The 24,862-nt window shown below is 41.0% G+C and carries 18 protein-coding genes and 1 pseudogene; 5 read left to right on the forward strand and 14 right to left on the reverse strand.

Going from position 1 to position 24,862, the window contains the following annotated elements; genetic code table 11:
• The first annotated feature begins 429 nt into the window (after positions 1–429).
• Together CXF88_RS18590 and CXF88_RS18595 are read left to right on the forward strand one after the other, a co-directional pair.
• A complete protein-coding gene (locus tag CXF88_RS18590) occupies positions 430–624 on the forward strand; it encodes a DUF2892 domain-containing protein (protein WP_101088290.1) in 195 nt (64 codons plus the stop codon).
• Positions 625–854: 230 nt separating this feature from the next.
• Positions 855–1,826 (forward strand): patatin family protein, encoded by a 972-nt coding sequence (locus tag CXF88_RS18595; RefSeq protein ID WP_101088291.1) that lies wholly within the window; start codon positions 855–857, stop codon positions 1,824–1,826.
• Between the two features lie 58 nt (positions 1,827–1,884).
• Here the strand turns inward: CXF88_RS18595 and CXF88_RS18600 are convergent, their stop codons facing one another.
• From CXF88_RS18600 to CXF88_RS18635, 8 genes are all read right to left on the reverse strand, one after another.
• Positions 1,885–2,103, reverse strand: a complete 219-nt coding sequence (locus CXF88_RS18600) for a hypothetical protein (protein ID WP_101088292.1) — start codon at positions 2,101–2,103, stop codon at positions 1,885–1,887.
• A 4-nt stretch (positions 2,104–2,107) separates the two neighbouring features.
• The gene (gene nhaA, locus CXF88_RS18605) at positions 2,108–3,454 is read right to left on the reverse strand and encodes a Na+/H+ antiporter NhaA (RefSeq protein ID WP_101088293.1); all 1,347 of its coding nucleotides are present in this window, start codon (positions 3,452–3,454) and stop codon (positions 2,108–2,110) included.
• A gap of 571 nt (positions 3,455–4,025) precedes the next feature.
• On the reverse strand, positions 4,026–4,274 hold the full coding sequence (locus tag CXF88_RS18610) for a DUF2171 domain-containing protein (protein ID WP_101088294.1): 249 nt from the start codon (positions 4,272–4,274) through the stop codon (positions 4,026–4,028).
• Positions 4,275–4,584: 310 nt separating this feature from the next.
• Positions 4,585–7,656 carry an efflux RND transporter permease subunit gene (locus CXF88_RS18615; protein ID WP_101088295.1) on the reverse strand — a complete coding sequence of 1,024 codons (3,072 nt, stop codon included), beginning with the start codon at positions 7,654–7,656 and terminating at the stop codon, positions 4,585–4,587.
• 2 nt (positions 7,657–7,658) lie between these two features.
• Complete coding sequence (locus tag CXF88_RS18620; protein WP_242445203.1) at positions 7,659–8,861, reverse strand: efflux RND transporter periplasmic adaptor subunit; 1,203 nt, start codon at positions 8,859–8,861, stop codon at positions 7,659–7,661.
• A 1-nt stretch (position 8,862) separates the two neighbouring features.
• Entirely contained in the window at positions 8,863–9,333 is a 471-nt protein-coding gene (locus CXF88_RS18625; protein WP_101088297.1) for a Dps family protein, read from the reverse strand.
• A gap of 675 nt (positions 9,334–10,008) precedes the next feature.
• The gene (gene putA / locus CXF88_RS18630) at positions 10,009–13,842 is read right to left on the reverse strand and encodes a bifunctional proline dehydrogenase/L-glutamate gamma-semialdehyde dehydrogenase PutA (RefSeq protein ID WP_101088298.1); all 3,834 of its coding nucleotides are present in this window, start codon (positions 13,840–13,842) and stop codon (positions 10,009–10,011) included.
• Between the two features lie 514 nt (positions 13,843–14,356).
• Entirely contained in the window at positions 14,357–14,770 is a 414-nt protein-coding gene (locus CXF88_RS18635) for a hypothetical protein (protein WP_242445204.1), read from the reverse strand.
• Positions 14,771–15,122: 352 nt separating this feature from the next.
• Here CXF88_RS18635 and CXF88_RS22010 point away from each other — a divergent pair, with 352 nt between their 5' ends.
• A complete protein-coding gene (locus tag CXF88_RS22010; RefSeq protein WP_197708475.1) occupies positions 15,123–15,266 on the forward strand; it encodes a hypothetical protein in 144 nt (47 codons plus the stop codon).
• Positions 15,246–15,671 (forward strand): annotated as a pseudogene (locus CXF88_RS18640) (integrase core domain-containing protein); the annotation flags it as partial. The gene CXF88_RS22010 and the pseudogene CXF88_RS18640, both read left to right, overlap by 21 nt.
• Before the next feature lie 299 nt (positions 15,672–15,970).
• Here the strand turns inward: CXF88_RS18640 and rnk are convergent.
• From rnk to CXF88_RS18670, 6 genes are all read right to left on the reverse strand, one after another.
• Positions 15,971–16,384 (reverse strand): nucleoside diphosphate kinase regulator, encoded by a 414-nt coding sequence (rnk, locus tag CXF88_RS18645; RefSeq protein ID WP_101088300.1) that lies wholly within the window; start codon positions 16,382–16,384, stop codon positions 15,971–15,973.
• Positions 16,385–16,804: 420 nt separating this feature from the next.
• Positions 16,805–17,065 (reverse strand): hypothetical protein, encoded by a 261-nt coding sequence (locus CXF88_RS18650; RefSeq protein ID WP_101088301.1) that lies wholly within the window; start codon positions 17,063–17,065, stop codon positions 16,805–16,807.
• 1,052 nt (positions 17,066–18,117) lie between these two features.
• On the reverse strand, positions 18,118–19,059 hold the full coding sequence (gene nrfD / locus CXF88_RS18655; RefSeq protein WP_101088302.1) for an NrfD/PsrC family molybdoenzyme membrane anchor subunit: 942 nt from the start codon (positions 19,057–19,059) through the stop codon (positions 18,118–18,120).
• Complete coding sequence (locus tag CXF88_RS18660; protein ID WP_101088303.1) at positions 19,056–19,628, reverse strand: 4Fe-4S dicluster domain-containing protein; 573 nt, start codon at positions 19,626–19,628, stop codon at positions 19,056–19,058. Before CXF88_RS18660 ends, nrfD begins: the two co-directional genes overlap by 4 nt.
• 28 nt (positions 19,629–19,656) lie before the next feature.
• Complete coding sequence (gene phsA / locus CXF88_RS18665) at positions 19,657–21,939, reverse strand: thiosulfate reductase PhsA (protein ID WP_101088304.1); 2,283 nt, start codon at positions 21,937–21,939, stop codon at positions 19,657–19,659.
• Between the two features lie 253 nt (positions 21,940–22,192).
• Positions 22,193–24,052, reverse strand: coding sequence for a sensor histidine kinase (locus tag CXF88_RS18670; RefSeq protein WP_101088305.1), 1,860 nt, complete (start codon positions 24,050–24,052; stop codon positions 22,193–22,195).
• 202 nt (positions 24,053–24,254) lie between these two features.
• Between CXF88_RS18670 and CXF88_RS18675 the strand changes: the two genes are divergently transcribed.
• Entirely contained in the window at positions 24,255–24,842 is a 588-nt protein-coding gene (locus CXF88_RS18675) for a response regulator (RefSeq protein WP_101088306.1), read from the forward strand.
• Positions 24,843–24,862 lie beyond the last annotated feature (20 nt).

The raw sequence follows: 24,862 nt of genomic DNA on the forward strand, positions 1-24,862 counted from the left end.
TCACGAAATAAACTTAATCAAGCAAAATTAATAGGTTACTGAATTTAATAGCATTTTATTAATGGTTAACTATTTATTTAAGATCCAATAACACATCATACTGTGCTACGAACTTTGACTCTGTGCGTCACCGTACCCTCTGGCTTTTGCTTTCTCACGAATGTTGACCAGTTAAATACAATTGACCGTTTTTTAAAGTAACGTTATCTCAAATGATAAACCCTAGCAGAAAATAATTTAGCCTATTCGCCATGTCGCTCGATTTAACCATTCTTGAAAATTATCTCGCGTGCGCTGGCGAACAGACGCCGGGAACAGTTACGATTTATGCTTAGAGACATCTAATCGATTCGCGTAAGGCTGGAACGATATTCGATCTTATCTGTAACTTAGCAGAGTGGCCCAGTGACTCGACAAAGGAGAAATACGATGAAGACGAATGAAGGTATGCTCGATCGCTCGCTCCGTGTTACCGCCGGGCTAGTTCTTATTGGACTTGCTGCCACCGACACAATTGGCATATGGGGCTATATTGGCGTTGTGCCGCTGCTTACAGGAGCGGTAGGCTTGTGTCCTCTATATTCGCTCCTAGGCATAAACTCCTGTTCGGTGAGTAAGCGCTGAATCTAATCCACAGCGAATGCCCTGCTATCGTGAAACACTATAGTTAAACACCATGTCAAGATCCTAACAGGACTCGCGTTCATGGTACGACTCTTCTGTTCGCGCGGTTAAGTTAGCGATCTCGGAATTGTACTGCTTAAACACCCGAGCTCATTGTTACTGCCAACAGATATCTAATCGCAAGTTCTACGATGTTATTTTATTCAGCATTTTTTATAAAAAGGCCTGCTATGAAAGTCATTGCATCACCCCCCCCAATTAATCCTTGTGAAGAGTCATGTGTTAAAATGGCACTTATTGCAGAAGGTGGTGGGCAACGAGGAATATTCACAGCCGGTGTATTAGATGCGTGGTTAGAGAATGATTTTGATCCTTTCGATTTATTTATAGGGGCGTCTGCAGGCTCACAAAATATTACAAGCTTTTTATCTCGTCAGAAAGGTTATGCCAAGAGATTAATTGGTGAATTAACACGTCGTAATAATTTTTACAAACTAGGCCGTGGATTAGCAGGTGGCAATGCTATTGATTTGGATTGGTACTTTGATAAAACTATTCAAGGTAATTTTGCATTAGACTTTACGACAGCAACTAAATCATTGGGTCAACGAGAATTATTGTTCAGCGCAACGAATTCACGCGATAGACAAGGCTATTTCTTAAGCCCAAACGGTCATACAAGTCACTGGCGCCAATTACTTAAAGCCTCGAGTGCATTTCCTTTTTTGTATAAACAAGGGGTTAAACTCACACCTAGGCAGGCCTTTAGCTCAACAAATAAGGCCAAAGCAAACGTTGATGACCATAAAACAGACATCTACCTTGACGGTGGACTTGCTGAGCCTTTACCTGTGCGAGAATCCTATCGCCGTGGTGCTAAAAAAATTGTGGTTATTCGAACGGTGAATGCCGACTGTCATACTCAGGCTGCTTGGGTACGTAAACTTAAGTCATGGATTTACGTGTCTGGGTATTGCCCAAAAATGATTGATTATTTGGTACAGCATGAGCAAGCTTATCAAAAAGAACTCGCCTTTATCACTAACCCTCCTGAAGATGTCGAAATTATTCAAATTTTTGCGGAAGACAATCTTCAAAGTAAATTGTTAGGGAGTACTGATATGGATTTACAACATGATTATCTTGCCGGTATCACTGCGGGTAATGCTTTTTTGGAGACTCAAAAACGTTTTATGCTGTAAACACTTTACATAATCTAAGCATAATCTAAGCATAATCTAAGCATAATCTAAGCATAATCTAAGCATAATCTAAGCATAATAAAATTAATTTATACCTGTTTTGTAAACCAGTAGAATGAATATTACTAGGCAATAAAAAACATTTTTTAATGCCATAACCCCGATGCATTAAACTAAAAGTATTAACCCGCTCAAGTACCACATAATACTCTTCTATTAACGTAAACGATGCTGCAATATCGGTAACATTCATGTTAACCGACTTATGATGTCTCATTGAGTCATTCTTTTCGTTTGTTTGAACCAATGAATCTAAGATATAACGCACCCAAAAATGCAGACATAACCGATGCGACCAAGATGGATGTTTTTGCGTTATGGAGATGTTCGGGTTGCCCGTCAAACCCCAGTGTCGCAATAAATGTGGACATGGTGAAGCCTATCCCGGCTATCAGTGAAGCACCAATAATGTGTTGAATATTAACTCCCTTGGGTAATTTACCTATTTTGTAGTGCAGGCCCAACCAGCACGCGCCGGAAATGCCAATAAATTTACCGACTACAAGGCCAAAAATAATCCCTAATCCAACTGGGTATTGGAGGCTGTCGATAAACGAACTAAAACTAAACACTACGCCAGCATTAGTCAACGCAAACAGCGGTAAGATGAAGAGTGCTACAGGTAGATGCAGTACATCTTCCCAACGACGCAGGGGAGTGCCAGCATGTTCTGCTAAATCGCGCACTTCCAGTACCTGTTTATGGTCCTCCTGACTACCAAGAACGTCCACCTCTTCTATTTCTTGCTGAAGAGAGCTGATTGTTGTTTTAGCCTTATCAAGCGACTTTGCCGACGCCAACTTCGGCCGTGCTGGCACCGTCAATGCGATTGCAACGCCAGCAACAGTGGCATGAACACCAGACATGAGCATCATCCACCAGGTTGCAATACCGATGATAATATAGAAAATTGGCTGTCTTACGCCCGCGTAGTTAGCTACTGCCAAAAAAGTAATAAGTAAACATGCGCTAAACAGATAGATTACGGATATTTCCTGGGTATAAAATAGTGCAATAACGAGTATCGCCCCAACATCATCAACGATGGCGAGCCCAACTATGAAAGCCAAAAGACTGGCTGGTATGTATTTTCGCACTATGGTAAGTACACCTAGCGCAAACGCGGTGTCGGTTGCCATTGGGATACCCCAACCGATCTGTGAATCAAGTCCCCAATTGAACAAGGTATAGATCGTAGCCGGTAAAATCATTCCGCCTATGGCACAAATAATCAACATGCGCCGATTTTCAGGTTTAGCGAGGTCTCCGGCTAGCACCTCGCGTTTGATTTCAAGTCCAATCAATAAGAAAAATATCACCATTAAACCATCATTAATAATGTGTTTAAGTGAAGATCGTAACTCAACATCACCCAAAAATATTCCAATCGGGGTGTGCACAAGATCTAAGTAGGTAGAAGAATAGGCTGAATTTGCCCACCATAGGGCCAAGATTGTCGATAACAGAAGAAACAGACTGGAGGTAGTCTGCGCTCGAATAAAACCCGAAAATGGTTCGTGCATATATTCCAAACCACGCTGCAATATATTTTTAGATTCGTTTGCCATATTAATCACCTGTCATCATCTCGCCTAAGAAGTATGTTTATCTTCTGAGTAGAAAATATTTTTAGGCTTTAGGAGTTCGAACAAATACTATAAATTGCGTTTGTTCGATTGTTTTATAACTACTTTATTGAACAAAAACGCTTTACGGAAAAAACTGCATGACCCTGAACTCATAGAGCCTGCATACATGAAAACGCGTTATGGAGCCTTAGCTACATTGCTGTAAACGTAGGGCTGCGCCTATCAATGTTGTTAAGCAGTATATTGAGCAGCAAAATAGACCACATTAAACCGTGTTGCTGTTTTCGCCATACTTATTGGCCATAGCGGGGAATGTTGTCGCGGAGATCAGCCATTATCATGTTAGTTGCTGAATGCGAAACTCATTACGCAAGTCTCCTGCCATTTTGAACGGCGCGAAAGCTAAAACTTGAACACTGTTTTTGATGTCTATCATTTTCGCGTGAATTGTTGGGGAAAAGTAAAGGCGGGATATAAAACCGTGGTTCCCGCTCAAGTATTAAGATGGCATGAGTACAATGCCACCTTTGTTTTGCGCTACAACACGACTTTAGTGTCCTGTACCTGTTGGCGGAGTTTGAGACCATTCCTGCATAGCCTGGTCTCCTGGACGATCAACTTTCACTTTATCGCCCTCAGTTGAGGTTACCCAGCTTAATGGAATGTAATGGTGTTGACCGCCCTTGTCTTTTTTAAGCTTGAGGGTATCAGTGCCCTCCATATGATCTACAGTAGCAAATTGACCATCTTCGGAGCAGACAACAGGCATATCAGGTTTAATTTGGTTGGTTTGAATCATAGTTTCCCCTCAGAGCTCAGTACAAGCCCTTCTATTTATAAATGAGCAATCAGTCATCTGACAAGCTTCAGAAAGCGGAATTGTCTTGGACTTTAACTGAAGTTATTGGTTACTTAATGTTCCCAATCGCACAGTAAAATCATACCCATAAAACTAAATGCAGTCTGTTCGGCAACGAACAGACTGCATTTCCAAGTCCTCTTTTACAATGTTTTCAATCAATAAGATTAGCCAAATCTTGGGTGACTGCGACAATCAATCAAAACTGAATGCTACGAAAATATGAGTACGACAATCACATGTTCGTTGTTTAAGTCGGAGTTTGATCAGCGGTATTACCCTGCCCCTCAAGATCTGAAGTATCAATCTTCTTTGCCAGGACGATATAGAAAGCAGGCAACACATACATAGTTAACAAAGTACCGATACCGAGTCCTGTAGCAATGGTTATACCAATCGCAAAGCGCGACTCTGCTCCGGGGCCCGCTGCAATTAACAGCGGGATCATGGCGACGATAAGCGCCAGCGAAGTCATGATAATAGGGCGAAGTCGAATCGCTGCGGCTTCGATTACCGCGTCGCGCTTGTTGCGTCCCCTTTCCTGAAGTGTGTTGGCAAATTCCACGATAAGAATACCGTTCTTCGCGACCACGCCAATCAATGTTATCAGACCAACCTGTGTGTAGATGTTCATCGACGCAAAACCAAGCATAATGAAGGCCATTGCCCCTGCAATTGACATCGGCACCGATATTAAAATGATAAGAGGATCACGCCAGCTCTCAAATTGCGCAGCAAGCACCAGATAGATAACGAGTAGCGATAAAAAGATAGTCACGATTAACGCACTGCCAGAATTTTCGAACTGTCTAGACTCGCCCTTAAAATCATAGCTGAAACCCCGAGGTAGGATATCGACCGCCTTGGTTTTCATGAAACTGATGGCATCTCCCATCGACACTGATGGCGCTGGAATGCCTTCGATCGTGACCGAATTCAGCTGATTGAATTGTGTTCTGGATGAGGGTTCTACATCATGCTCGAAGCTAACGACCGAGCCGAGCGGAACTAAATCGCCAGAGTCGGCGCGGATGAAATAATCGTTGAGCGCCGTTGCTGTTTGGCGCGCGTAGCGCTCAACCTGGGGAATAACCTCATACGAGCGCCCCTCCATGTTGAAACGACTGATAAACCCGCCGCCAAGCATCCCGCCAAGCGCCTGACCAATTTCCTGCATCGACAAACCGAGATCGGCTACGCGTTCGCGGTCGACCTTTACTCGGGTGACGGGCTTATCGATGTCGATCGATTTCTGCACGAATGTGAAGTTGCCACTCTGCATGGCAGCCCCTACGAATTCATCTGCTATTTGATCGAGTTGAGTAAAATCACTGCCCGAAGTTAGCACAAACTGAAAGGGTAGACCGCCACTCGAGCCAGGCAAGGATGGAATTGGGAATAAAGCTGTTTTCAAACCAGTAATCCCTGCCACAGAAGCCTGCAGTTGAGGCATGATATCAAACTGCGATATATCTCGTTCGCTCCAAGGCTTCATTTTGAAACCGCCAAACACCGCATTGGGACTCGTCATACCAACCAGCATGAACGTCTCGTCGTAGCCTGGTACCTGCTCGAAGGCTGTCTGCATTTCTGTGCCATACTTCTGCAGGTATTCGAGTGTGGCTGTCTGCGGTCCTTTACCCTGAAACAAAATGATGCCACGGTCCTCAGTCGGTGCAAGCTCTTTCTGGCTTAGCATCATCATAAAAAAGATCGACACTAGTACGACTACCGCAAACATAATTACAGGTGAGACGGCCTTGACCATGATAGCCAGCGAGCGCTGATAAGTATTGGCGAGTCGGTCGAACAAACTTTCAATTGCACTCTCGAAGCGGGTCGACTGTCCATGTGGTTTGAGAACCTTACTGGCCAGCATAGGCGATAACGTCAAGGCAATGATGCCTGAAATGACGACGGCACCAGCAAGCGTGAAAGCAAACTCGGTAAAAAGCGAACCAACCAGCCCACCCATGAAACCAATAGGCGCGTAGACTGCAACCAAAGTTATCGTCATGGCGATAACTGGATTAGCCATTTCTCGAGCACCGATCAACGCCGCTTCCTTCTTTGATTTACCATCAACGATATGCCGGTGTATGTTCTCGACTATGATAATAGCATCGTCGACGACCAAGCCTATTGCCAGCACAAGTGAGAGCAGCGTAAGCAAATTGAGCGAGAAACCCAGCACCAGCATGATGAAGGCTCCACCGATGAGCGAGAGCGGTACCGCTATTGAGGGAATGATTGCCGCTCGCAGAGATCCTAGGCATAGAAATACGATGACAAGAACGATACCCACAGCCTCGATAAGCGTCTTGATTACCTCATTAATTGAATCATCAATAAATTCTGATGCATCATAGGGGAGTTCGACCTGCAGATCCGAGGGCAGCTGAGACTTTATATCCGGCAGGAGTTCTTTAACACGTTCTGCCACAGACAGTGGATTAGAACCCGGAGATAGATTAATGGCTACGTAAGTTGAAGGTTTACCCTTATAGAGTGCTATGTTCTCGTAGGTCTGTGATCCGAGCTCTACCCTGGCGATATCCTTGAGACGAACGATACTATCTTCGGTCGATTTAATTATCAGATTCTCGAACTGTTTGGTGTTTGCAACGTCAGTATTCGTAGTGAGATTGATCTTGATGAATTCATCTTTGGTTTGTCCAACTGCAGAAATATAGTTGTTCTGACGCAGGGTTTGAGCAATATCTGTCGAGGTGAGATTAACCGCTGCAAGTCTTTGAGGATCGAGCCAGACTCTCAGCGCAAAGCGACGCCCCAGCAGTTCGGCCTTGGCTACACCGGATAGGGCTTGTAGTTTTGGCTGTACTTCTCGGGCTAGATAATCTGAGATCTGTGGGACTTTCATGGTATCGCTAAAGAAAGCGATGTACATGAGCGCACGACCTTCTCCCGTCGTCGAGTTGATAACAGGGTCCTGAGCCTCGTCAGGTAACTCGTTACGCTGACTGGCAACTTTAGATTGAATCTCCGCAAGTGCGTCATTAGCATCGTAGTTGAGTTCCATCTGTGCTTCGATGGTTGAAAAACCTTGTATGCTCGATGAACTCAGAAAGTCTATGCCCTTTGCTTCGGCAATAGCCTGCTGCAAAGGTTGGGTAATGAATCCCTGGATCAATTCACTGCTGGCACCTGGATATGCAGTAGTAACGGTGACTTTAGTGTTTTCCAATACAGGGTATTCGCGGATCTCCATCTCCATAATAGAGCGAATCCCAACCAGTAATATTAGTAGACTAACAACAATGGACAGCACTGGCCGTTGTATAAAAATGTCTGTAAAACGCATGTTTATTTAACTCCTGTACTGTCTGCAATCTTGTCATCTTGCTTTATTTTCACTCGCTGACCAGCCCTCAAGCGCAGCAAACCAGAGGCAATGATACGTTCACCGGGTTCTAACCCTTTGTTAATTTCAGTCATGCCATCCCGTGTAACGCCGGTTTCCAATGTCCGCTGCTCAGTGACCAGCTGGCCTTTTTCATTTTTAGTTAATGCATAGGCGAAATCTCCGTAGGTGTTGAAAGACAGTGCTATGTTTGGAATTGCAATGACCTGCCTTTCACCCTCTGCCATGGTTCTAATGGTAGCGAACATACCCGGTTTGAGGCTTTGTTGGGGGTTTAGAAGTTGGGCGCGCAGCTTAACGGTGCGTGTCTCTGGCGTGATAGAGCTATTAATTGCGGTAATTGTTCCCTTGAATACCTCTGAGCCAGTTGCCGCCACAGTGACTTCAACGAGATCACCAATATCAACGCTGGCCAGTTCCTGTTCAGACAGAGTATATTCGACCAGAATTGGATTAAGCATATTGATTTCAACGACAGGTGTACCCACAGATAAATATTCACCTATATCCGCTAGACGTAGCCCTACTATGCCGTCGAAGGGAGCCGTGAGTATTTTTTTACCAAACTGAGCCTCGGCTTCTTTTACTCGTGCTCTGGCTACATCTAGCGCAGCCTTTGTTTCATCTAAGGCGAACTGTGACACAGCCCGTTTGGAAATCAAGTCTGAGTTATGTTGAAATGCTTTCGAAGCAAGCTGTGCCTCAGCTAGACGTGTTGTAAGAGCGGCTTGCTCTATATCGCTGTTTAGGCGGATCAGGATATCGCCTTTTTTGACGAATTGACCCGATTTGAACAAAACTTTTGTCACTACACCGGGCAATTCATTGGCTATCATGACGCCGTTGATAGCTCTGATGCCACCGATTGATTGGATACTCGGTTGCCAAGATACTCTAGCGACCTCTGTAGTTTCAACGACGGTTGCGGGGCGTTGCTGAGAGAATTTGGCCTGCATTTGGTTAATTTGATAGAACTTATAGCCGAAGATGCTGCCGATGACGACAAGGAGCAGAACGATAGCAATTGCGAAGCGTGAGAAAGTGCCCATCCAATCTGTATCCTTTTTAGTTAATATATAATAAGTAAATAACGTTAATAAATTCGCCCATTTAATTTCAAAAGCTCGGAAGTTTGAAACGCTCAACCTACTTATTGGAAGCTCTCAACATCCACGATGTTTTTTCATGTACTCGCATTCGATCGGAGACAAGAGATACCGTTGATTCATCGTCTAATTGATGAGCCACTTTTAAAACATCACGAGCGGTCTGTATAATTTTTTCGTGACCAACGAGTAATACTTCAATCATTTCAGTTGCATGCGGAACACCGTCTACCTCATCGATTGAGCTTAACTTGGAAAATTCTTTATAAGTGCCTGGCGCAGCAACATCGAGAGTTCGAACACGTTCGGCTATATCGTCTACAGCAATGGCCAATTCCATATACTGCTCTTCAAACATCAAGTGCAGCTCCCTAAACCTCACCCCAGTCACATTCCAGTGAAAGTTATGCGTCTGTAAATAAAGCGTATAAGTATCGGCTAATAACTTCTTTAACCCTTCAGCGATTTCGCTTCTTTCTTTTTTATCAATGCCAATATTAATGTTGCTCATATTAAATTTCCTTTTAGTTTATTAATGGATATATTCATACTGATTTTTCTGCATGCTGAATTAAAAAATTTAAAATCCAGCTAGCACTTATTCCTTACATGTATTAATTTTTATATTGTATAGCGTAGGTGATTGATCGTTGTCCCAGTAATAAAGCTCAACGTCGTTCCTTAAACCAAGACGAAATGACATGGTCGAGTATTAATATTCTTTACTGAAATAAAAGCAGAGTAAGAAAAGTATTTTCCCGTAACACCAAGCAACACTTTACTCCATTACGGACTTAAGCTCTGTGCGATATCGAACCAACAATAATGGCTAGTGGATTAACATGAGGAATGGAGATATTGAATAAAGATTTATTAATCGCAATAAGAATAGATTCATCACCGTAACCTACTGCGAATAGACCTTAGCTGGGTGGTCGCTTAATCCTGTTGGCTTGGTCGTTCACTCATTTAATCAGGCTTAATTTTTTGCCAAAATGAAATGTAAAAAACAATATAAACCCCATCAAGTTAGCTTCGCACCGAAAGTATTATCTGTTGTCACTCATTAGCACTTTTATCAGTTATGACAAATAAACCGAAACATTAGGGGAATAAATCATCAACTTTTCAGTTGATGATTTATAAATATTTTGAATTTTTGTTTAAACATAACATTCAAAAATAGTTAGTTCTCTTCATCTAAAGTCATCAGCGACGTGTTACCACCAGATGCGGTAGTATCAATGCTAACGGCTTTTTCTGTTAATAAACGTTGAATGAGATTATCAAAATATTCTGAACTGATCATTGGTAAAATTGCCCCTTGACGTTCGGCTAATCTGTCACTGATATAATTTTTTCGGCCGCAGTGACTATCAACAACGACTCCTGATAACGCAGGATGCGCCAACAAAGTGGTTAAATGACATAAGCGGGTAATTTGAAACACATTCTCATCTGCGCTTGTTGTAACGAACTTATCTCTAATGGCTAACGCTTGATCATAAAATAAATCAGAAACGACCGAGATAACGGTATTTCCGGTTGTCAAAGCCGTTACAATTGAGAGTATCCAAAAGTGAAAAGTCACATTTTCATCAGCAAAGCAGATGATATTACCGCGATTTTCCAAATAGAGTATATTAGACTCACCTGTTGGACCTGGAAGCGTTGTTGGCTTTTGCAGATGCTTTTCAACACACACTAATTGTGAATTAGCCGCTGTCAAAGTACTATTTAAGTCATCGGCTAAATCATCAACAATATCGATATCAGCCATTTCGGCTAACATTTGACTCACAAAAGAAATACGCTGATCTAACTCGGTCAAGCGCCAGGTTTTTTCTGCTATATCCGCCCTATCCATCATTAATTCTGCTTCTGCTTTCGATCTCGAATCGCTCACTAAAGCATCAACTTGCGATGGTAATAAGTTAAATTTATCGGCATCGGGAGTGGCTTTCTCTTTCACTAGACGTGTTAAATAATATGGCCCACCCGCTTTTGGCCCTGTACCTGAAAGACCACGCCCCCCAAAAGGTTGCACCCCCACAATAGCGCCAATCATATTGCGATTTACATATACATTACCTGCACGCGATAGTGTCGCCAAATGAAAAGCTCGCTGTTCAATCCGCGTATGAATACCCATCGTTAAACCGAAACCGGTGCCATTAATATCATCAATGACTTTTTCTATTTCATCGCCTTTAAAACGAATAATATGGACACAGGGACCAAATACTTCATGCTTGAGCACACTAATATTGTCTATTTCATAAAGTCGCGGCGCAAAAAAGAAATGTTCGTTTTGTGCTATTTCATTTGTCTCGTTCGATATCGCGCATTGGTACAATAATTGACCATGAGTTTTCATATAGTCACTGTGAGCATTGAGTGAATCTAGCGCTTTTTGATCAATGACGGGACCTACATCAGTGCTGAGTTTTTCTGGATTACCCACATGTAATTCTGCTAATGCGCCTTTAAGCATTGTAATAACAGTATCGGCAATATCTTCTTGCAAAAATAATACCCTGAGCGCAGAACAACGCTGACCTGCAGACTGAAATCCTGAAGAAATAACATCATCAACCACTTGCTCAGGCAAAGCTGTGGAGTCAACTATCATACAGTTTTGACCGCCTGTTTCAGCAATAAAAGGGACTTTTGCGCCGTCTCTATCAGCCAACGTTTGCGAAATAATAGTCGCTGTTTTAATCGAACCCGTAAAAATAACCGTTTGAATATGTGCATTAGGAATAATAATACTGCCCACTTCACTGCCCTTGGCAATAACCGCTTGTACAACGCCATGAGGTAATCCAGCAGACGTCATTAGTTCAATAGCGCGCAATGCAATTAAACTTGTTTGCTCGGCTGGTTTTGCCAGCACCGTATTACCCGTAGAAATGGCAGCTGTCACTTGCCCTATAAATATCGCTAACGGGAAGTTCCAAGGGCTGATACATAACACCACACCACGGGCTTCTAAACGATCATCTTCTGCAAGCTCAATCGCTTGTTGTGCATAATAACGACAAAAATCAACAGCCTCTCTGACTTCATCTATACCATCTTGAGTCGTTTTTCCCGCTTCTTTGATGCATAAGGCAATGAGCTCGTCCCTATGATGTTCAAGAATATCGGCGATACTGCATAATAAGGCTGCGCGTTCAGATACAGGCTTTTGTGACCATGAGGCAAATGCAGTTTGAGCCGTATCGATCATCGCGAGCATGTCATCTTTGCTATGATGGCGCTGGAAACCAATGATTTCACTTTGCTTTGCTGGGTTTCTAATGGCTACAGCCCCTTCTGGCGTATCACTTTCAGAAAACTGGTTATTTTTAACCCAATTATCTAGTGATGTTTTTAGCGGGGTTACCATATTTATGTCGGTTAAATCTAAGCCCTTGGAATTATCTCGACCAACACCATTTTCATCATGGTACAAGGCAATAGGTTTGATAATCTGGCCGTTATATTTGTCTGTTAAGCGATGCATTTTTTTAACCGGGTCTTCAAGTAAAGATTCGACCGGTTGAGACTCATCAATAATGGCATTAACAAAAGAAGAATTAGCGCCATTTTCTAACAAACGACGGACTAAATAGGCTAGTAGCTCTTTATGAGGACCAACCGGTGCATAGACCCGACATTGAACATTTTCACTGGCAACAACTTGATCATATAAAGAACCACCCATGCCATATAGACATTGAAATTCAAAACTTGTTTTGTCATTGCCCGCCAGTTCAAGAATAGTCGTCACTGTGTAAGCATTATGTGTCGCAAACTGTGGATAGAGAGTATCTCTATATTCTAATAATTTTTTTGCACAGGCGAGGTAAGAAACGTCAGTGGAAGCCTTGCGAGTGAATACCGGAAAATGCTCATAGCCACCTTTTTGAGTGTTTTTAATCTGAGTATCCCAATAAGCACCTTTAACTAAACGCACCATCATTTTTCGGCCAACACGAACGGTTAACTCATGTAACCAATCAATGATAAAAATAGCCCGTTTTTGATAAGCTTGCAGAGCCATCGAAAAGCCATTCCAACCCGCTAATTCGTCATCACTAAATACCGCCTCAATAACATCAAGGGATAAATCTAATCGCTCAGATTCTTCCGCATCAACCGTTAAACCAATATTGTATTTTTTAGCTTGCAAACAAAGCGCTGTAAGTTTGGGAACAGCTTCAGTCATTACCCGTTGTCTTTGCGCAAATTCGTAACGAGGATGAATAGCAGAAAGCTTAACTGAGATACCAGGAACTCTACGAGGATCGTTCTTACCTGACGCGAGTGAAACCGCGCCAATAGCATCTATGGCAACTTGATAAGCTTTAAAATATTTATCAGCATCACCCATGGTGCGCGCACCCTCACCTAGCATATCGTAAGAATATACGAAGCCTTGCCGATCTTGTTTGGTAGCATGCTCTGTTGCAGCTTGAATCGTTTCGCCCATAACAAACTGCTCACCCATAATTTGCATGGCATAGTTCATTGCTTTACGAATGACAGGCTCACCTAAACGACCAATAATCTTTTTCAATAAATCAAAACTATCTTTTTCGCGTTCATCAGCATAATCAACCATAGTGCCGGTAACTAATAACCCCCACGATGAGGCATTAACAAACAGTGAATCACTGCTGCCCAAATGACTTCGCCACTCACCTTGAGAAATTTTGTCGCTAATGAGGGCATCTTGAGTGTGCTTATCTGGTACACGTAATAAGGCCTCAGCCAAACACATCAACACCACACCTTCTTCACTGGATAATGTGTATTCTGCGAGTAAGGCATCTACAGCACCGTTACCTGATTCGTCTCTACGTATTTTTAATGATATTTTACGTGCCTTTTCCCACGCTCTGCTGGCAGCTTCACCGTTAACGTCTGCTAACGGTAAAATATGCTCTACCGCAACACTTTCATCAATACGATAGAACTCGCGAATTTTCTGACGAATAGGAGAGTCCGTAATGTTCGAATTATTAAAAAGCATGTGCTTCACCTCAGCATGAATAAATTGTATTTTGCAATGACTGGAGACATTTGATATCTAAGAGATACCTAAGATTTGATAACTAACGAGTAAATTATACTGCTCTTTAGTTTTAGACTCTGTGCGTTAGCGTACTTTCTATAAAACACGGTTAACAGTGGTTCCAACTCTTAACATTAACTCATACTTTCAAAGACTTATCAGGATATATGCCGTTGATAAACTATCGTTTGGTTTTGCCAATATCGCTGAGTTTAAGTGGAGTGTTACCTACGTTGAGGTAATACAACCCATAAATTCGGCCTAGATTTGTTGAAAGGTTGCATTATCTGTATATGGCTTGATATGAATTGGCCGTTGTCACCAACTTTAACGTTATTTTGGTAGTTAAAATAACGCATAAAGTTAGTCATTAAAAAGGCTCTGCTTACCACAGGAGTGCATTCTGAAAAGTTTCTAGAACTAAATCACTCAGTATGACGTTATGTGATTTTTTGTTTGTGAGACATTTATGCTACAAATCGTCAATTTGTTTCATGTTACGTGCCAGTAATCGCCCCTCGGCCTCTTGAACCGACAATATATTATCAAGAAATTCCGTCACCGAAGGTGCACAGCTGCATTTTTGCAGATACTCAAATAGTCCGACGATATTTTTATGATATTCAAGAGTGACAATTGCTATTTCATCCGTATCCATCTTCTCAAACGGATGCTCACCTTCAGTGTGAATAGAAATAGTGAATTTTTCGTAGTAATGCCGACTATACGTGTTGAGTGCACTGCTATTACCATTGTCTTCAAACTTTTTCATTACCTGCGCCATTTTTTTTTCGTGCTCTGAAATGTACTTAAGCAGCAAACCAACTCTTACACTATCGCTTTTTTGTGCACAATTGGCGGCAAAATAATGCAGTTCTTGGTGCATGTTTTTAGTCCATTGCATAACATCGTGAAGTGTTTCTATTTGCATATTATCCTCAAAATTAAAGCTTTTAGGTCACTCTGGGTGGAAAGTGAATCGCCTGCCTAGCATAAAAATAAAAAAATGGTAAAAAAATATCACCATCTGCGGCTTGAATTTCAATCGCTTTTAACTCATCTAGTCTATGCAACACTATGTATTTACTACATAATTAAAAATTAGCAACCACGATTTAACTCATGATGTTGATGGTCATAATACGTGTATTTTACTTTTCACTCTGTTCGTTGCCGCACTGAACTTGACATAAATATCTGTCTAATCAAGATATTTACAAACCTTACTGAGAAGAAGTATGACCAATATAGGGCAATTAGAATTATCGGCTCATCGTGGCGATATCCTCAAAGAGGTCAACAGGCTCATTGAAAATATCGTGCTATTTTTTAGATGGAACGTATCTGAAATAGATAAACGCTGGGCAGAAAAATGCTTATAGAAAGACGTTGTGTTGCACTCTGATAATGGTGATCCCATGAAAAACCTGACGATGCGAGCGAGGATGTAAAATTTAGTGGGTGTGACCAAATGAAGTCGTCCAAGGATGAATAATGATAATCCGTACTCAGAATCTACTGTTTAGAACGGTAAAGTATCATCCGCGTTGGCCTAGTGAAGTTTTTATATCGTTAGATGAAGCGCGTACATGAGTAAATGAATTTGTTTATGGGTAAGACAACGGAACATCGCCATAGCAGGATTAAGTTTGTGACACCAAATCAGAGACATGATGGTCTTGATGTAGGGATACTGGCGAAGCGAAAAGTGTGCTATCAGACAATAGAAATGAACATCTAGAGCAATGAACAAAAAGAACAGAAAGAACAGAAACTATCAGCCATAGGCTGTGGAGTTAATTTAAGAGTAACACAAAGAAGCTGTTTAACCATTTAAGCGACAACTGACATGAAAAAAACCGCTTAGATAAACCTGTACACCAGTATTCTACGACGCAGTACCAGTATGTTGATTCTAGGTGCCATCTATAATTATCGTTGAATCAAACCGCTAGCGAAGTTAGTTATTTAGTTATTGTTTAATAACCTTAAACCAGATGTAACGAGGATTTACTACATTCTTTTATATAGAGTGTCTTCATTGATCTGGTGTAATTTATTTTCAAGCTATTGAATAAATGATGTATCAACGATGGTATTCACCAGCCCTTTCTGGTTGATAAAAAATTTCATTAATGGTTATTTTTATTAACCCACCACCGGGCTTTGGCCATTCAATTTGATCTCCCTGAGCCAACCCAAGTAACGCGCTCCCAACTGGCGCCAGAATAGAGATTTTATCGCCATTCAAATCAAGATCTCTGGGATAAACAAGCGTCATTAAAAACTCATCTCGAGACGACTCGACAGTAAATTTAACCGTTGAGTTCATGGTGACAATTGTAGTGGGTATTTCTGTTGGATCCACGATTGTTGCTCGAGCGAGTTCCTCTTCAAGCTCACTTATACCTACCATTTTCTTTGTAGGTAAGGACTCGATGAGTTTAAATAGTCTCTGCGCATCAAGTGATGAGATCGTTATTTCAGGTCTGTTATTCATTTTTTCCTCAAAAATTCTAATAATTCATGCTTTAAGTATTTTACCTAACGATCAAACTTTGAATAATAGAAGGTTTAATGAGGTAAAATAACATTATTAATGTAGTGATATTAATTTTAAAAATCACACACGCGATTACAAATATTATCTCTAGTTTATTAAAAATAACTTAATATCTGAGTATCTGTGCCTAAAAACAGGTGAAATACAAGCCATTACAAAGTGAATATCCACGACTATATTTACAACCAATAAATATATTACTCTAAAGGTGAATTTATAAGACAAAAACACATAAAATTAACAAAAAACTAATAAGATGTACAGTGCCTTAAACGACGAAAGTATTACAGCGAACATTAATTTTTTAATCTGATATTTTTATTATATTCAAAGTTTAATGAATGCTTATGATCAAGCCTATTTAGATATTAATGCATTAAACATGATCTCTTGAGCCTTCTCTTGTATAGAATTGAGTAACAATTTCTCTGATTTCACCTGAACTTTTTGCCCATTAATTATTATAAATTCATCCAAATAGTTAACTAACTGTTTAACAATACCAATATAATTTTCAGGTATCCTTATAGCCACTTTTTTGGGTCGCTTAGCTGTTTGTGCTCTAGTGCCACCTACTCCAACTTGATGTGACTTAATCTCACCATTATTTGCTGTCATTTCTAGACTCCTTCACTATCTTTTTATAGAGAAAGTTAACATCATTATCCATTTTAAAAATCACTACTATAAAATAAATTAATGAACAATAACAAATAGTTACCAAAACCTAACTGTCTATAACGTTAATGTAAAAAGATTCTGTATGTTAAAAAAATAAAATAGGCTGAACATAAAAATCATCTTCAGCCTATTTATAAAAACATTCTACGTTATTGTTCCTCGCCCCCCAAAAAGCTGTTATTACTGACATTTATGTACAAAGTGTTCAGTTAATTAAAGGAGGTAAAGTATTTCGTATCCAGTTTACTAGCCTTTTTTCTTTCTAATCTTGGCTACCTCTGTAACATTTGATTCTTTTTTTAACTTACGCTTTTCTTTTAGCGACAACAATGGTTTTTTCATTTCATGCTTAGACATATCATTACCTTATAAATAAAAAATTAATAACGTTTATTTAATGCAATAAACTCATTTTTGAATAAATAATCCACCGCCCTCCGCTTAGAACTTTTTGGGTTTATTTTTATAGTATTAAAATTAAATTAATTGCAGAATTTTAAAAAAAATAATTATTTACATATAGATAAAGCAAAGATTGGGTTACTCCTATTGATTAAAAATAGTTTAACGAAATCTAAGCCTCAACATATAAATGCAAGCTGTTTTTTAAATGTTAATTTTAATTGTATATTCTGTAAAAACAGATGGGCGCAATGATACGCCCGCTTAATCGGGGAATTTTAGGGCGAAGCTCCCTAAAAAAATAATTGAATAAAATGTGAATATTGATGTTTTCATAAAGCCAATATAGCAGCTTAAATAATAACTTCAAGTATACGTTAGCGGTAAATCTGAATAATCTACGATTATCGTTTCTAATTTATGGATTTAATTGTGAATACGGTCGACTTTAGTGTTTTGTCTAAAGTTAATTGACCAATATTGACTGTTGTTACAACCTAATACTGCAGCCTATTGCGTAGTTTTTGCCCTCCAATCAACCTATGTCTACTGGAGGGCAAAAGATGACTTATCTACTTATTTCTTGGTTAACTTATATAACTTTGTCCAGCATAGATGATGAAGTGTCGTAATGCTAAAACACCCGTCAAACTGCAGCAGGCAACTGATATCATGATGGCTTTAGTGTGACGAGCATTGGCAGGTAAAAACATCGACAGAATGGGAACGATAAACCCGATTCCGACTACGCCTATCCAAAACACGCTAGCCCAAATGTCGGTACTTAATGATGCTAATGCTTCAGCAGCTGCGCCTCCTGTGAAATAAAGAGTACTAAACAGCATCACTAAAAACATCATTTCTGACACGATTACCGGTAAATCCAGGCTGTGCATTTTTGCCACATCGTTATCATGGGGGCTGCTATTAAAACAGGTTAACGCAACGATTAAGTTACCCGCCGCTCCCGCTGATAAACCAGATGCTAAAAACAATGCCGGTAATACTGCAGTATTGAGCATTGGGTAGGCATTCATGGCCGAGATTAAAAAGCCAGTATACGCACCAACACCGATAGCAAGTACAAACAGTAGGATTTCGATGACTTTACGCATTGGTAATAGCATGCGCCCTATTGGGGCTAAAAATCCTAACTTCCACTTTGGTAAATCATCTCGCAATACAATCAATGCATAAGCAATACCTAACGGTGAATAAGCCAATAAGGCCAACACACCAATCGCCATTACAGATGTAAAATTATAATTGACTAAGATGAGCCAGAAATGAAATGGCTTGGTTAAATCAAACACTAAACAGGCCAAGCCTAAGCTTATGGCTACTGGCCCGATAATGGCAGAGGCTTTTAATATCGAAGTTTCAATATTGCCCCCTTTACTATACCAACGCATACCAATACCAATGAGTACGCTACCTGCCGATAAACCGGCCATAAATAAATAAACGGCGATAACCCAGTTCCATGTCACTGGATCATATTGCGCCATGTCGCCCCATATATTGTTCATGACTCTATCCCTCCTCGTTTAGTCGGAACACGGTACACTCGTGGTTTGGTACCTAAATGCGTTTTGTCTTGATAGGTTATTTTTGTATTCAGTAATTGAGCAACCTCACTTTTACTGTCGTTAACATCGCCAAAATACAATGCATCTGTTGGGCATGCTGTAACACAAGCGGGTTGTTCACCTCTGGCTAGGCGCGTGTCTTTACAGAAATTACATTTGTCTGCTGCCTTGGTTATGGGATTCATAAAGCGCACTTTGTATGGACATGCCGCGACACAATACATACAGCCAACGCACTTATCGTTATGAATAGACACTAAGCCATTTTCGTCTATGTAAGCGGCACCTGTAGGGCAAACACTGACACAAGGTGCGTCTTCACATTGCTGACAGGACACACGGTGATATTTAAAATGTAAGTTTGGTGCTTCACCAAAAGGACCTTCCACTCTAACTTGTAGGCGTGTTACCCCTTCAGGGACTTCGTTTTCACTACGACAAGCTATATTGCAAGCTTGGCAGCCGATGCATTTGTTTTCATCATGCACCATGACATATCGTTTGCTCATAGGAGACTCCAAATCAATTAGTTACCGGCTAAATTTTTACCAACTTTACACCTGTGGTGTGTAAATTCATGCCACAGATGGGGGCGATGACATTAGGAAGTAGGTTGCCGCAATGGATACCTTTTCCTGTGGCTCGCACCAGTTCTTTATTTTTGGAGCCAAAGCCCATGTATGCAAACACAGTATCTTGACGAATCCCCGGGGTGACTAAGGCGGTTCCTTCCTCACTGCCCACACTGCTGGTTAATCTAATCGCATCACCGCTATGGATATCGAGTCGCCCAGCCGTTATTGGATGGATCCAAATCGCATTTTTCGACATAAGATTGGCTAGCATTGGAATATTATGGGTGGCGCCATTGGTGTGTACCGCGACCTTCCCTTGTATAAAGTACAACTCATCGGCTTGCTTTAGTTGTACATCGCGATGCTTAATCACACCTCGTCCTGGTGCCATGCCTTCTATTTTGGGTGAGGTTAACTCAATCTTGCCGCTGGGTGTTTTAAAGCTCATTGAGCTGGCATAAGTACCGTCTGCATCAACACTTTTGGCATTGGGATAAGCCTTAACGAATTCGGTAACCATTTCTGGTTCACGCAACATCAATGGCTTACCGTAGCTGACGTAACCCATTTTTTTGATGTGTTCCAACAAGCTGTGATCGCGATTCAACTGCATTAATTGCAACGTTTCTATATTGTCCCAAGGGTAAAATTGTTCAAGCCCCAAAGCTTGGCCTAATTCTTTAAATATTTGCCAGCTTGGGCGAGTATTACCAATGGTTTCAACCACACGTTGACGAACATAATAGGCCGGATTTTTACCTGATTTATCTTGTATCTCTTCATCGCGTTCAAGATAAGTCGATTCTGGCAAAATATAATCTGCGTATGCTGCGGTTTCACTGATATACAGGTCACATGACACCACTAAATCTAGCTTTTTAAGCGATTGTTCTACTTTGGCTCGGTCTGTAAGGGTTTGCATTGGGTTAGTACGACTCATTACCCATGCTTTTAATTGATAAGGTTTGGCGTCTAATGTTGCATCTAAAATGGTTTGATAAATGCCACCATTTGACCACATCATTGCATACTGCTTTTCAACCTGGTCAATGCGGATTGCCGTTGGCTTAGGCATGCCTTTAACACCCGGTTTGGCTAGCGCTGGGGCCACATTTTCACCGGCAAGTTTATTATAGCCAGGTGCTTTCTGGCCCATGTAAATGCCCCCTTTTCGTTCGATGTTGCCAATCAATATGTTGGCTGCATATAACGCACGGCGCATATCGAACTCTTCAGGGGTAAATGTAGCGCGATGGCCAAAATCAACAACGGCGTGTGGAGCGTGGCTTGCGTATTCATGTGCAATACGTCGAATGGCACTGGCAGACACGTCTGAAATAGTTTCGGCCCATTCTGGGGTATATTTTTGTACTTCAGCGGCGAACTCATCAAAACCAACAACATATTTTTCAATGAAGTCATGGTCATATAAATTGTCATTAATCAACACATGACATAACGCTAACGCGACCGCGACGTCGGTACCCGGACGTATTGCATGCCACTCATCAGCCTTATCTGCCACAATCGAGAATCTAGGTTCAAATACAACTAACTTGGCTCCTCTATCCATTTGAGCTTGCATCAAGCCTCTTGTTTCAGACATGTTGATGCCTTCATACAAGTTATGCCCAAAGTTGATGATGTATTTGGCATTGCTCAAATCACGCTTCATTTTGGTGCCAAATATTGCCTTAGCAGCAACTACATAACTGCCCGGGCACGTTGAGGCATGAGTAAATGTATTGGGCGATCCAAAAGCCTCAGCAAGATGAAATATATGATCTGAAAGTGAACCAGACTTTGATGAGAACGCTATGGTTTCGGCACCATATTGTTGTTTTATTTGGTTCATTTTAGCGGCAATTTCTTTATAAGCATCAGCCCATGAAATCTCTGCCCATTCACCTGCGCCGCGTTCACCCACACGCTTTAGTGGATTAACGATACGCTGTGGATCGTAAAGTAAGCTATGGCCAGCTCCACCTCGAGCGCAGACTTTGCCACCAAACGATTTAGCTTCTTTATTACCCGTAATAAATACGTTTTTGCCATCTACAATGCGCGCCTTAATAGGACACCGCGTTGAACACATTTCACAAATACTGGCAACTTCAGAAGCAACACCTTTTAAGGGTGATTTTTCTAATGCAGCTAGCGAACCAGGAAGCATGCTTGCTAAAGCACATGTGGCGCCACTGGCACCCGCTCCCTTTAAAAAATGACGTCGATTTAACTCAATCATGATTGCCCCCCTTCATCTTCAACGAAGCACGAAGTTTTTCTCTGTTTACTTATTGTTAATGGTACTAACCAAACCCAAACTGTAGTCAGCATCATCGCTAACACCATTGTTATTCCATAAGTAAACTAAGGGTATTGTGGTAAACCACATTGAGGGGCGTGATTTGATTGATGTCACGGTTTAACATCTCAATAAAATGAGATAAACCGAAAAAGACAGGTTGGAATAAAAGTTACCAGGGGTATTTGATTGATTAATCGGGCATAGCATTTAATGGGATAACAATGAGAACCCGACATCCATATCGCCAAGGTGAGCTCGGGTCATCTTTACATTTTGATAAGTTAATCTGGCCACCAAAAAGAGCAATAACATCACTGCAAATGGCCAACCCTAGCCCTAATCCATTGGCTTTGGTAGAAAAGAAACTTGTTTTAAAATCATCGTTGGCACAGGTTAACCCAATACCATTATCATAAATTTTCAGCTGTAAACTTTGATCAACAATGTGTAAATCTATCAGTATTCGTTTGCGGCTATGAAGCGGGAATTCTTTTTCAGACACCGCATCAATGGCGTTTTTCAACACATTAATCAACACCTGACAAAAACCAACTTTATCGCCTTGCAGCTTAATTTCAGTGGTAGTCAATTGAGTTTTGATGTTGATTTTTTCTTTTTCGAATTCATGTTCGAGTAAGTCTAGGCAAACCATTAATTGTTCTTGTGCATCAAACTCAGTACTTGCAGTACCTTTTCGTTGCAACAATTCTCTGATCCTATGAACAATTTCTCCGGCACGCATTGACTGCTGGTGTATTTTTTCAAGTAATTGGTATTGTACTGAGTTTGTACCAATATTTTTTGCCTGCTCAATCATCCCGCCTTCACTATATTGCGTGATGGCCGCAATGGGTTGGTTGAGCTCGTGAGCTAAACCTGCTCCTATTTCACCTAATATTGCTGCGCTTTGCATGCGCTCAAGCTGCAATGCTTTATTTTTCAATTGGCGCTCTGTATTGATTAAGAACTCGCTCTTTTGTCTAAATTTATATTCCAGCCAAAGATGGTAAATGGTCGCGATAACAAATAGACCCAATAAACTAAAGCCCCATTTTTGATTGAGCTTTATCCATTGCCACACTTGAAGATGCACAGGGCTATCATCCGCATTTAAGTTTAGGTCATTAAACAATTTAACCACTTGAAACTGGCTAATGGGGGCAGCCCATCCCCGGTTCTGTCCTATAATTGACGCCGGGTCATCCATACTTATCGACAGTAATGCTCGGGTTATCCCCGTTCTCACCATTAACGGCACCGCATCCGACGATGCAAACGACCAATTAGGGTATAAAGGGGTGCTGACGGCACATTCATAATCGGCAGGAGTGACATCATTTATTACCCGATAATCGCTAGCCTTGATATAACCCTCAGCTACCATTTGTTCTAAAGTACAAAATGGCGTAATGGCTATATCTGCTGTGCCATCGCGGACTTGATAAATAAGCGGTTCAAGCGGAAAACCGAGAAACGTCACTTTGGAAAAGAAGTTACTGGTCGAATAATCCATCGAATGGATAAGCCCTATCGCGGCTTGGTACCCTCCTAATGCATTAGGATCACTGGCCACCACGGAATGGCCAGCAAGATCGTCTACGCTGAGCAAATGACTGTCTTTACGGACGATAATAGTCGCACCTATCGCAAAAGTGCTGCCATTATGTTGATTGCTCTTCATGGTGGCTAACCAGGAAATGGGATAGTCGCCACTCATATTAAAGTAGTGGCCAGGATTGGTGACAACAAACTGTATGTCGCCGCTGATTAGCTTTTTATTCATGTTGTTGAAGTCTAACGGCACAACCTCAAAGCTGGCATTGGCAACATTTTGGCTTAAATAGTCCATTAATGGCTGCCAGCGTTCAATACTTTTAGCCACACCATAATTGGCAAGCACTGCAACTCGGTAATGTACTTCAGCATGAGCTTGAGTCGTAATGGGTTTTTCAATGACCGCATCTGGTGTGACAGGCTGCGCACTTGCTTGAGTTAAATATCCAGCAAGAATTAATGAAAGTGCTCCAATCAGCAAAGTTTCAATTCGCATCCGTAACCTTTTAGCCATCTGACAACATTTAGTTAATCGGTACTTAGTTAATAAACAAAGTAATCCGTTTTTATGCAACAAACTCAGTGTAGTGCAACTTAATTAACAAAACAGATACGCACAGCACAAAAGCAACCGAACAACTTGATCCACAACCAACAATGATTACACTGTATTAACATTTAATAAATCGATACTACATATGATTAAAGATATTTATATGGTGGATGATGACCTAGCAATTCTTGATTCTATGCAATTTATGCTATTGCAATATGAATACAACTTACAGGTTTTCAATAGTGCCATTTCGTTTATTAACACCATTGATACTACCCAACCAGGTTGTCTTATCGTGGACAGCAAAATGCCAGAAATTACTGGCCAAGAACTACAACAAAAATTAATTGCCGCTAACAGTCCACTAGGTATCATCTTTTTAACGGGTCACGGTGATCTGCCGATGGCGGTAAATGCATTTAGACAAGGTGCTTGTGATTTTTTTCAAAAACCCGTTAACGGGAAAGAACTGGTTGTTGCTATAGAAAAAGCTTTTACGTGTAGCCATAAAATGTTTGAATCTATTCTGCTAAAACAACGATATAACACCTTAACAGAACGTGAAATCCAAGTATTACATCTATTAATAGAAGGCAAAACCAACAAACAAATGGCCGACAAATTATACCTTTCTCTGCGCACGATTGAGGTACATCGTTCTAAAATCATTAAGAAACTAGCCGTACATAATGCTGCTGAATTGGCTAAATTTAGCCCTTTATTAGCCTAGTTTTCAATCACAAAAAATAG

This window comes from Shewanella sp. ALD9, from assembly GCF_002836315.1.
Taxonomy (GTDB): Bacteria; Pseudomonadota; Gammaproteobacteria; order Enterobacterales; family Shewanellaceae; genus Shewanella.